General features: G+C 35.9%; 13 protein-coding genes. 12 read left to right on the top strand and 1 reads right to left on the bottom strand.

The genetic code is table 11. The features are described from left to right. Window positions 1-11: 11 nt before the first annotated feature. Window positions 12-1,463 carry a UDP-N-acetylmuramoyl-L-alanyl-D-glutamate--2,6-diaminopimelate ligase gene (locus tag M3627_RS14195; RefSeq protein ID WP_251556193.1) on the bottom strand — a complete coding sequence of 484 codons (1,452 nt, stop codon included), beginning with the start codon at window positions 1,461-1,463 and terminating at the stop codon, window positions 12-14. Between the two features lie 749 nt (window positions 1,464-2,212). Here M3627_RS14195 and M3627_RS14200 point away from each other — a divergent pair. The 12 genes from M3627_RS14200 to M3627_RS14255 form a co-directional block, all read left to right on the top strand. Next, on the top strand, window positions 2,213-2,644 hold the full coding sequence (locus M3627_RS14200; RefSeq protein WP_251556194.1) for a BrxA/BrxB family bacilliredoxin: 432 nt from the start codon (window positions 2,213-2,215) through the stop codon (window positions 2,642-2,644). Next, window positions 2,645-3,424, top strand: a complete 780-nt coding sequence (locus M3627_RS14205) for a class I SAM-dependent methyltransferase (RefSeq protein ID WP_251556195.1) — start codon at window positions 2,645-2,647, stop codon at window positions 3,422-3,424. A gap of 300 nt (window positions 3,425-3,724) precedes the next feature. Further along, the gene (locus M3627_RS14210; RefSeq protein WP_169360121.1) at window positions 3,725-4,300 is read left to right on the top strand and encodes a YpjP family protein; all 576 of its coding nucleotides are present in this window, start codon (window positions 3,725-3,727) and stop codon (window positions 4,298-4,300) included. 39 nt (window positions 4,301-4,339) lie between these two features. Then, window positions 4,340-5,284 carry a thymidylate synthase gene (locus tag M3627_RS14215; protein ID WP_169360120.1) on the top strand — a complete coding sequence of 315 codons (945 nt, stop codon included), beginning with the start codon at window positions 4,340-4,342 and terminating at the stop codon, window positions 5,282-5,284. 14 nt (window positions 5,285-5,298) lie between these two features. Next, window positions 5,299-5,790 (top strand): dihydrofolate reductase, encoded by a 492-nt coding sequence (locus M3627_RS14220; RefSeq protein ID WP_251556204.1) that lies wholly within the window; start codon window positions 5,299-5,301, stop codon window positions 5,788-5,790. Next, entirely contained in the window at window positions 5,783-6,526 is a 744-nt protein-coding gene (locus M3627_RS14225) for a lysophospholipid acyltransferase family protein (RefSeq protein ID WP_251556196.1), read from the top strand. Before M3627_RS14220 ends, M3627_RS14225 begins: the two co-directional genes overlap by 8 nt. Window positions 6,527-6,581: 55 nt before the next feature. Then, on the top strand, window positions 6,582-7,421 hold the full coding sequence (locus tag M3627_RS14230; RefSeq protein WP_169360119.1) for a DegV family protein: 840 nt from the start codon (window positions 6,582-6,584) through the stop codon (window positions 7,419-7,421). A gap of 91 nt (window positions 7,422-7,512) precedes the next feature. Further along, the gene (locus M3627_RS14235; protein ID WP_169360118.1) at window positions 7,513-8,325 is read left to right on the top strand and encodes a GDSL-type esterase/lipase family protein; all 813 of its coding nucleotides are present in this window, start codon (window positions 7,513-7,515) and stop codon (window positions 8,323-8,325) included. A gap of 13 nt (window positions 8,326-8,338) precedes the next feature. Beyond that, on the top strand, window positions 8,339-8,914 hold the full coding sequence (locus M3627_RS14240) for a YpmS family protein (RefSeq protein ID WP_251556198.1): 576 nt from the start codon (window positions 8,339-8,341) through the stop codon (window positions 8,912-8,914). A gap of 10 nt (window positions 8,915-8,924) precedes the next feature. Then, window positions 8,925-9,455, top strand: coding sequence for a peptide-methionine (S)-S-oxide reductase MsrA (gene msrA / locus M3627_RS14245; RefSeq protein WP_251556199.1), 531 nt, complete (start codon window positions 8,925-8,927; stop codon window positions 9,453-9,455). Beyond that, window positions 9,445-9,855, top strand: coding sequence for a peptide-methionine (R)-S-oxide reductase MsrB (gene msrB / locus M3627_RS14250; RefSeq protein ID WP_169360115.1), 411 nt, complete (start codon window positions 9,445-9,447; stop codon window positions 9,853-9,855). The genes msrA and msrB overlap by 11 nt, the downstream gene beginning before the upstream one ends. A 325-nt stretch (window positions 9,856-10,180) precedes the next feature. After that, window positions 10,181-10,397 (top strand): IS110 family transposase (locus M3627_RS14255; RefSeq protein ID WP_251556200.1); only part of this gene is annotated, 217 nt, incomplete at its 3' end.

A 10,397-nucleotide genomic window follows, 5' to 3' on the forward strand; every position in this document is an offset into this window, starting at 1 on the left:
TAATATAACTTCTACAACAGGCTTTCTATTTCAGGTTTTGCTGAATGCTTGGTACTTAAAAGATAATTTAATGTGTCAATATCAGATTTAGTCGAGAGGGAATAGCTTTGTTTATATGCTTCATTACCTTTTCCAGTAATAACTATCCAATCTCCTGGTCCCGCTATTTCCCAAGCGTATTTAATAGCCTCTGTTCGATCAGGGTATATCAAACACTTTTCATGTGCCCCTAAATTCTCAAGCTCGTTTATCATTTGTTCCGCTGGTACCCCATTGAGATCATCAAATGTTAGAATGCATCGGTCTGCATATTTTAATGACATTTCAATCATCCTTGCCCTTTTTTGTACATCTCGATTACCCCTAAAGCCAAAAACGTGATAAATCATCCGTGCGTTCTGTGACTTTACGGTGTCTAAAATATAGTGAAACGCATTGGCGGTGTGCGCGTAATCTACAACAGCGGTCGCACTATTCGCAAGAGGAAATAACTGATAACGTCCTGGAATACCTTTGAAATTATTTAACGTTAACTCAACACGTTTGGCATCTAACCCGAAGTCAACGCTTGTAGCAAAGGCTGCAGCTGCATTATTAATATTGTGCTCGCCTTGCATTTGTGTTGTAAGAGAAAAAACCTTGCCAGTCTGTTGTTCGATAATTTTATCTATATCTATTGTATAAGTAGGAGAGCTTCCATTAATTTTAATAACTTCTCTTCCAAGTGAATTTACATATGTATTAAGTCTCTCACTCCAGTCATTACTAGAGAGAAGAATTGCTTTTCCATTGCTTTTTAAGTATGTAAACAATGATTGTTTAGCTAAATAGTATGATTCCATATCTTTATGGTAATCGAGGTGCTCGTGTTCTATATTGGTAAAAATACAATAATCAAATTCAAGTCCTTCTACGCGTTGTTGCACTAGACCATGGGAAGAAACTTCCATAATAATTACTTGGTCTGTGCTCTTTGCAGCAAGTTCATGGAAGGTCAGAGGATCTAATGTCGTATGAGTAGAAGAATATTCTTCATTGTTTATAATAATAGAAATACTACCGAATACAGCACAGGAAATTCCTTGGCTCTCAAGTATATGCTTCATCATATAAGAGGTAGTAGTTTTACCGTTTGTTCCAGTAATCCCAATTAGTGTTTTGTTATTAGTAGGATTTTTGTAAAATGTTTTAGCAAGATAGGCTAATGCTTTTCTAGCATCTTTTACTTGAAAATATGGAACCTCATTTAAGAATAGTTCCTGTTCACCGACCACGGCAATAGCCCCGTTCGTAATAGCATCCTCAATATACGTATGTCCATCTGAATGAGTCCCTGAAATAGCGACGAACAAATAACCTTCTTTGATGTTTTTAGAATTAAAAGCAATCCCGTTTACTTGAATATTCTGTGTCTTTAGAGTTGGAATAATCTCGACTGAAGATAATAGTTCATTTAGTTTCATAATTTATTTCGCCCCTCATCTATTTGGTTTGAATTACGAGGTAGCAGATCCATCGTAAGGTTCTAAAATGTATACAAAATCATTAGACTTATTTTGAACGGATACGAGTAAGTTTATGCTAATGCTTAGTCATCCATATAGATGAGCAAATGTTGAAAAATGTCAAAAAAAGTCGATATACATTCATTATAATAGTAACATAGTTAATTTTCTTTCACTAAATAAAAGTATTTCAGTATTCTAAAATAATTCTATTTTCCCTATTTGAAAAGAAACAAGATTATTTAATGCTATGTAGCAGCTATTTATATTCGTACAAATGAACTGGTTCCCCAAAATGTCTTTTTTAAAAATAGCTTTGATAAAGTTATCTGTTAATTCTTTTTTATAGTGACTGTAAACATTAAAAAAGGAACATTCAAATGGCTAATAAGCACATAAATAGATGATGAAAATGGGGTTGGTGAGAGTTTTTCAGCTTTGTTTATGCGAGTAAATTGATTAGTGCTTTATCGATGCTACAGCTGTTCCCATTTATTGAATGGAGCTACAGACGGCGACATAAGCAGGAATGAGTGAGACAGATAAGTTAAAAATAACGGATTTAAGTGAAATATAGCACTAGACTATCAAGAGGTTAATGTACTATAAGTAAAAATGAGTGAAAAAAAACTTAAACAAAAGTAGAATAGAAAATAGAATACCCTTTAAGAATGGGTAATTGAACATACGTGAAAGTGGGCGAAGAGATGAACGCATATGATGAATATATGAAGCAAGTAGTTAAACCAATGAGAAGTGAGCTGACGAATGCAGGTTTTAAAGAGCTGACTACACCTGATCAAGTGCATGAGCATATGAAAGAAGAAGGTTTGTCATTAATAGTGATTAACTCGGTATGTGGTTGTGCAGCGGGTCTCGCAAGACCTGCTGTTACTGAAGCGATTGGCGAATTACCAAAGAAACCAGATCATCTTGTTACTGTTTTTGCAGGACAAGATCAAGAGGCGACAGCTACTATGAGAGATTATTTTAGTGAAGTCCCACCAAGTTCACCTTCCATTGCTATATGGAAGGATGGAGAATTAGCTTATTTTATCCCTAGAGAGCAAATTGAAAGTAACTCTATGGAAACAATCAAAGACCACCTGACAGGTGTTCTAACTGACATAATTGCTTAAATGAAAACAGTTATAACGACTGCTGGAAGAACGAATCCCGAATATACTCGGGTAGCAAAAGATATAGCTGCTGATTTATGTATAAACTTCATAGACCGAAATAAAAAGTCAGTGGAAAAAATACAAAACGAGCAGTTAGCGGATGTTTTAGTAGTTGGTAAGGAAAGGCTGGAGTTTTTTGCATATGGTTCGACCACTCCTTTTTTCTTTCACCCAAATTCTGCAGCCTTTCGTTTAAAAAGATTGTTAAAAGCGGGAAAAGACCCTTTCCTTGAAGCAACAGGCTTAAAGTTGGGGGAAAGGTTTTTAGATACTACAGCTGGTCTATGTTCTGATAGCTTAATTGCTGCTTACACAGTAGGAGATCCTGGAAAAGTAGTTGCACTAGAAAAGGAAAAGATGATTGCTTATATTATTAATCGAGGATTAAAAAGCTATGAAACGGATTTTAGTGAATTAGAAAATTCCATGCGAAGAATTCAAGTGATTCATCAAGATGCTGTAGACTTTTTAAAAACGGTAAAGGATAACTCATTTGATGTTGTGTATATGGATCCGATGTTTGAAGAGGAAATAGCCGAGTCTAATAATTTTCAAGCCCTTAGAGAAATAGGGGCTATTGGAACTCTTTATACAGAGTGGGTCGAGCAAGCGAAGCGAGTTGCCAAGAAGCGAGTGGTTTTAAAGGCGCATTTCCGCTCTCCTATGTTTGAGGATTTTGGTTTTACCCGACTGACAAGATTAAGTTCCAAATTTCATTACGGAATAATTGAAGTATAAAACAAAGAGGGAAGTGACTATACAAGTCGCTTCCCTCTTTGTTTTAGAATAATGAACTATTTACTTTTAAATCAGTGCGTGAAGTTTAAAGAAGTTAAATAACCTAATAAAAATAAAAATCCGATTCCAATGATAATATCTGTGCTCATAAGAATTTCCTCCTTAGTTTAAAAAACTACTGATTGTTTACCCTTTTTATTGTACAATGAATACTAGGAAGATGAAACCTTTTGTTCTCGATTTCGTATATGTTTATAATATTGCTTTTACTAAATTGTACATAATTGAAGGTGATTAAACATGAAAAAATGGTTCCAAAAATCGATTATTATTACTGTGGCATTTCTAACATTTGGACTGATCTCACCTAACCATGTTATTTGGGAGCAACTGTTAGAGAGCAAAGTGCCGATGAAGTCGGTCTCTGCAGAGAAGCATACGGTAGAGTATGACCAGGTTAGTCTTAAAGAATCCATTGATTATAGTGAAAAGATTACTTTGGCCGCTAAAGAACAAGCTTACATTAAGTTTGGTGCTAGAATAGGCCCTGTTATTCAAAATGAGTTTGATGAAGTTATTTTTCCTAGAATTCAACAGGCAATTAATACAACATTAGTTTCTGTTGACGATCAAAAAGCAGCTAATCTAGCTATAACAGAACAGCCTTCTGGAGAATATTACGAAAAAATATTCCATATTTTTGATGAAACTACAAAAAAAGATTTGATGCGTTTTCATGTTAGAACAGATAAAAAACCGCTAGATGGTTACTACTTCAATTTTCATTATCACCTAGCAGAGGATAAATATTCAAAGCATTATGCTTTAGGTGAAATTTATTGGTCTAAGAACACCCCACCTAAATGGCTCTCCTAGATGAGAGCTTTTTTGCTATAAAAGGAAAGGAGTAAGGAAATGCAACAATACTTAGATTTATGTAAGCACATTATAGAACATGGGATTGAAAAAGGGGATCGAACAGGAACGGGAACAAAAAGTGTTTTTGGTTATCAAATGCGTTTTGATCTTTCAAAAGGATTTCCTCTTATGACTACAAAAAAAACTGCTTTTCGCTTGATAGTAAGTGAATTATTATGGTTTTTAAAGGGAGATACCAACGTTAAAACCTTAATTAAGGCCAATAACCATATTTGGGATGAGTGGGCATTTGAAAAGTGGGTAAATAGTGATGCTTACAATGGTCCAGATATGACAAACTTTGGTGTTCGAGCTTCGAAGGATCCTGAATTTAAGGCTTTAGTGGATCAACAAATGAAGGTTTTCTGTGACAACATTCTATCTGATGAGAGTTTCGCAGAAGAATTTGGAGACCTTGGTCCGGTGTATGGTAGACAATGGCGCTCATGGCCTGGTAAAAACGGTGAAACGATTGATCAGCTTGCAAATTTGATAGATGGATTACAAAAGAACCCTGATTCCAGACGACATATCATTACTGCTTGGAATCCATCTGAGGTCGATGATATGGCATTGCCACCCTGTCACACATTTATGCAATTCTATGTAGCGAACGGAAAATTGTCCTGTCAACTCTATCAGCGAAGTGCTGATGTTTTTTTAGGAGTTCCTTTTAATATAGCTTCCTATGCTTTACTTGTTCATTTAATAGCAAAAGAATGTAAGTTAGAAGTTGGAGATTTCGTGCATACTTTAGGTGATGCTCATATTTATTCGAATCACTTTGAACAGGTTGAAACGCAACTATCACGAACACCACGTGCTTTGCCGACATTAGTCTTAAATGAAGAAAAAGCTTCCATCTTTGATTTTGAAATCGAAGACATTTCTATAGAAGGCTATGATCCGCATCCAAAAATCAAAGCACCAATTGCTGTATAAAGGAGAGAATAATGATGATATCACTAATCGTAGCACATGATCCTAACCGAGTAATTGGCTATAACAAAGACTTGCCTTGGCATATACCTGGTGATTTAGCATATTTCAAAGAGAAAACAATGAGTAAGGCAATGGTTATGGGACGGAATACATATGAATCGATTGGGAAAGTATTGCCAGGTAGAAAAAGTATAATTGTTACTAGAAACCCTTCCTATAAAGTCGAGGGAGCAGAGGTAGTAAACAATTTAGTGGATGCAATTGAAATGGCGAAGAGTCACCACAATGAGGTTATGGTAATTGGTGGAGAGCAGATTTTTAGAGCAATCTTACCAAAGGCGGACAGACTATATATCACCTTCATCCAACAAACATTCAAAGGCGATACTTACTTCCCACCATATAGCTCCGATGAATGGGTGCTTACTGAAAAGTCTGAAGAAATGAAGACATCTGACGGAATAACTTACGTATATTTGGTTTACGATAGAAAGGTTAGTGAATAAGTTGTTTTCTTCTTTAAGAACTTTTGGGTTTTTGTTTGGCTATTTACCAATAAGCATTCCAAAACTAAACAAAATTAAGTCTAAAAAAGGGTTACTATCAGTAGAGCAATATGACTTGCTTGTCCACGAAGTACCACAAAAATGGGCCAGTGGTGTTCTTAAAAGAACAAAAAGCGAATTCACTGTAGAAGGATTGGAAAACCTCCCAGAGGGCCCGGTTTTATTCGTAAGCAATCATGAAGGAAACTTTGATATTCCTACTCTTTTAACACACATACCAAAACCTTTTGGCTTTATTTCTAAAATAGAGATAAAAAAGGTCCCACTAGTAGCTAAATGGATGGAAGAAATGAATTGTGTGTTTTTAGACCGGACAAACCGAAAAAGTAGTTATCGATCAATTCAGGATACAGTATCACATTTACAAAACGGTCATTCTATTTTAATGTTTCCGGAGGGAACTAGAAGTAAGGGACAGGGGATAGGAGCCTTCAAATCGGGATTTGTCCGTATTGCTAAAGACGCAGATGTTCCTATTGTTCCTATCGCGATTCATGGAACCTCTAATATTATGGAGAAAAATAATAATAAAATTAGTCCAGCACATGTTCAAATTAGTATCCTTCCTTCATATAGTAAAGAAACGATTCAAGTAAGTAATTCAGAACAAATAAAAGAAGACTTACATATAATTATTGCAAATAAGATTAATGAGCTTCAAATCAGGCATAAATAGTTTACAGATTAACATCTTTCTTCTTATAATATACTTAGGAAGGAAGGGATATACAGTGCCAAAGGTTCATATAGTTACAGACTCTACAGCTGATTTAACTAAAGAGATAATTGAAAAGTATAATATACATGTAGTACCTTTGACGATTCAGATTGATGGGGAGTCATATATTGATGGGGTTAATATTCAACCAGAGGAATTTTTAGAAAAGATGAGTACTTCTAAAGAACTTCCTAAGTCCTCCCAGCCTGCAGTAGGGGTGTTCAAAGAGCTATACGATAGACTTGGTAAGAATGGAGATCAAGTTATCTCAATACATATGACCGGTGGTATGAGTGGTACTGTCAAATCTGCTCAAACAGCTGCTGACCTGACAGATTCTGATGTGACTGTTATTGACTCCAAGTTTATCTCCTTTGCTTTATATTTCCAGGTGGAAGAAGCTGCTAAAATGGCTGTTAATGGAGCTACAAAAGATGCAATTGTTGAGAAGGTATTAGACATATGCTCTAAAACAGATCTATATGTAGTAGTAGATACTTTGGATAATTTAGTTAAAGGTGGACGTATTGGGAAGGGAAAAGCAATGATTGGATCTTTACTTTCTATTAAACCCATTGCGAGCCTTGCGAATGGAGTTTATACTCCTGTGGCAAAAGCTAGAAGTCATAAGCAAGTAGTCAACTATTTGTTTAAACAGTTTATGGAAGACACTAAAGGAAAAGTTGTAAAAGCGGTAGGTATTTCGCATGCTAATGGATTGTCTATGGCTACACCCTTAATGGAATTAATAAAAGACTCGGGTTTCAAAGATATTCAAGTGTCCTTTACTTCCCCGGTGATTAGTACGCATACTGGTCCAGGTGCCATTGGATTTATGTATATGACAGAATAATGCCAAAGCAGGGAAGATCAAATTTTCCCTGCTTTTATTTATAGTTTTACATCATCTTGTATATAAATGGAGTTAAATAAAGGGGTTAGATATGAAATATAAATTTTTAATTATTCTTGTTTGTATTTCTTTATTAGCTAGCTGTGCGCCAGAAAAAATAGAAGAAGTTAGCTTTCCGATAAAGGAAACGGTCTTATTTGAAGAATATATTATTCCGCCTGAATTTTTCCCGAGGACATTAGAACTTGTAGGTCTTGGAGATTCTCTTACTCAAGGGGTAGGAGATGAACTAAAGAAGAATGGGTACGTTGGAAGATTAAAAAATCAAATCTTAGAATACAAGGGAATAGAAGATGTCGTGTTAACCAATACTGCTAAAAGAGGAAGACGAAGTGACCAACTTCTAAAGTTGTTAAAAAATGGAGAAATCGATCATCAACTTCGTAAAGCAGACTTAATCACTATTACCATTGGTGGAAATGATGTCATGAAGGTATTTAGAAAAGATCTCTTTAACCTTCAGATTGAGGCATTTCAAAAGGAATTACAGCGTTTTGAGCGAAATTATGATGAAATATTAGAGCAAATTCGAGAGGTTAATAGTAGTGCTCCAATAATAATGATTGGAATTTATAACCCTATTACCATAGTTACAGATGAAACGAGCGAAGTAGATCAAATCATAACAGACTGGAACGACACTATAGAATCGCTATCCTATAGTAATACAAATGCTTGTTACGCACCTATTGATACTTTGTTTGATTCTAATGCAAACTTAGTCTATCATACCGATTTTTTTCATCCGAACAGCAAGGGATATGAGCTGATAGTAGATAACGTAGTAAATTCTTTAGAAAATTGTGGTTTGATAGATGAGCAAAGTAGGGAATTGTTCTTTTGAGGAGCTGGTTTAGATGAATAAGTGGATGATTGCCTTTTTTTTATTATTATTAATCATTGCAGGGAGTATAGGAACCCTTTTTTACTGGATTACATCTCCAACGGAAAATGTTGACGTTGAAAGTATTACTACACCTGACCCTTCCGGACATATATTAACTGTAAATGTCTCTAAGGAAGATTTTCAGGGAATAGCAAATACTTTTATAGCTACAGCGATGGATGATAAACCTATTCCCCTTCAATTGAGTGTAGAGGAGCAAATTATTTTAAGCTCTGAGTTAACCATTTTCTCATTAACTCTTCCAGTAAAGATGTATTTTGAACCTTTTGTCGAAGAGAATGGGAATATTCGTTTGGAACAATCGTCGGTTGAAGTCGGACAGCTTCAATTACCACCCGATACTGTGTTAAAGTTATTACGAGATTCAATAGACCTCCCTCGCTGGATGGTAGTGAAGCCTGATGAAGAAGAAGTTTTAATTCAGTTGGCTAGTATTCCTATGGCGTCTGGTGTAAATGTTCGAGCGAAGGAATTGAATCTTCAAGAAGACAAAATTGTTTTAGAAATTATAGTTCCATCGAAATGAGGGATATAAAATGGAAAAAGCAACATTTGCAGGTGGCTGTTTTTGGTGTATGGTAAAACCGTTTGATTCTTATGACGGCATTGAAAAAGTTGTTTCCGGTTATACGGGTGGTAATTTACCTAACCCTACTTATGAACAAGTGTGTTCAAATGCTACCGGACACTTTGAGGCAGTTCAAATTACGTATGATCCGGAAAAATTTTCTTACGATCAACTACTGGATATATTTTGGCTGAACATCGATCCAACAGATGAAGAAGGGCAATTTTTCGACAAGGGATCTTCCTATCAAACAGCTATTTTTTATCATAATGAAGAGCAGCAAGAAAAAGCAGAACAATCAAAGGCTGCTTTAAATGCCTCTGGACGATTTCCGAAAAAAATAGCTACCAAAATTTTGCCTGCATCTGAGTTTTATGAGGCAGAAGAATACCATCAAGACTATTATAAAAAGAATCCAAGTCATTATAATAGATACTTTGTTGGTTCTGGTAGAGCAAACTTCGTTGAAAACAATAGGAGGTTACAAAATGAAGGATAAATTAACTGAAATGCAGTATTACGTGACTCAGCAAAATGGAACAGAACCACCCTTTCAAGGAGAATATGATAAGCATTTTGATGAAGGAATTTATGTAGATGTTGTTTCAGGCAAACCATTATTCCATTCAAAGGACAAATATGATGCTGGTTGTGGCTGGCCAAGCTTTACTAGACCAATCGAGAGCCACGAGGTAACTGAGCATTTTGATGATTCTCATGGTATGAGAAGAGTAGAAGTGAGAAGTAAAACAGCAAACTCACATCTTGGTCACGTATTCCCTGATGGTCCAAAAGAAGAAACAGGCTTACGTTACTGTATTAATTCAGCTGCTATGCGTTTTGTTCCCAAGGACAAGCTAGAGGAAGAAGGCTATGGAGAATACTTAAAACTATTCTAATGTAAAAAAGCATGGATTCATATCCATGCTTCAGACTGTAGACAAACTCCAAAAATTTTGGAGTTTGCCTACAGTCTTTTTTCTTTTAAAATAGAAGTAACGCGAGGAAGAGTTGATTTAAGCTACGAACGGATGCTTTCCGCGGGCACGGCCTCAGCCGCTTCCCTCGCTGCGCTCAGTCCAGGGTCTTCAGCTCGTGCTGTTCCCGCTGGAGCATTCCTGTATGATTACTTTACAGGCTCTTGAAAAAAAAAGAACCCTCTTATATGATGCTAGAGTAACAACAACCAATTGAATACTCAAAACATATATAGGAGGGCCCCTTATGAATAATAGTATGAATCATAAAATTAATCAAGTAACTGAAAAGACATTGGTCATTGGGATCGATATCGCCAAGCGCAAACATTACGCCTGTGCTGTAGACGACCGTGGACGAGTATTGCATAAGTCATTCCCTATCAGACAGTCGGCAGAAGGATTTACGACCTTCTATGAACAGCTACTCGCATTAAAAAACAAACACGAGAAATCAGAAATCC

The organism is Psychrobacillus sp. MER TA 171, assembly GCF_023713305.1.
In the GTDB taxonomy this organism is placed as follows: domain Bacteria; phylum Bacillota; class Bacilli; order Bacillales_A; family Planococcaceae; genus Psychrobacillus.

Coding starts and splice junctions, on each gene's coding strand:
- M3627_RS14200 (WP_251556194.1), top strand. CDS start 2,213: ATGAACGCATATGATGAATATATGAAGCAAGTAGTTAAACCAATGAGA.
- M3627_RS14210 (WP_169360121.1), top strand. CDS start 3,725: ATGAAAAAATGGTTCCAAAAATCGATTATTATTACTGTGGCATTTCTA.
- M3627_RS14215 (WP_169360120.1), top strand. CDS start 4,340: ATGCAACAATACTTAGATTTATGTAAGCACATTATAGAACATGGGATT.
- M3627_RS14220 (WP_251556204.1), top strand. CDS start 5,299: ATGATATCACTAATCGTAGCACATGATCCTAACCGAGTAATTGGCTAT.
- M3627_RS14195 (WP_251556193.1), bottom strand. CDS start 1,463: ATGAAACTAAATGAACTATTATCTTCAGTCGAGATTATTCCAACTCTA.
- M3627_RS14240 (WP_251556198.1), top strand. CDS start 8,339: ATGAATAAGTGGATGATTGCCTTTTTTTTATTATTATTAATCATTGCA.
- M3627_RS14235 (WP_169360118.1), top strand. CDS start 7,513: ATGAAATATAAATTTTTAATTATTCTTGTTTGTATTTCTTTATTAGCT.
- msrB (WP_169360115.1), top strand. CDS start 9,445: ATGAAGGATAAATTAACTGAAATGCAGTATTACGTGACTCAGCAAAAT.
- M3627_RS14205 (WP_251556195.1), top strand. CDS start 2,645: ATGAAAACAGTTATAACGACTGCTGGAAGAACGAATCCCGAATATACT.
- msrA (WP_251556199.1), top strand. CDS start 8,925: ATGGAAAAAGCAACATTTGCAGGTGGCTGTTTTTGGTGTATGGTAAAA.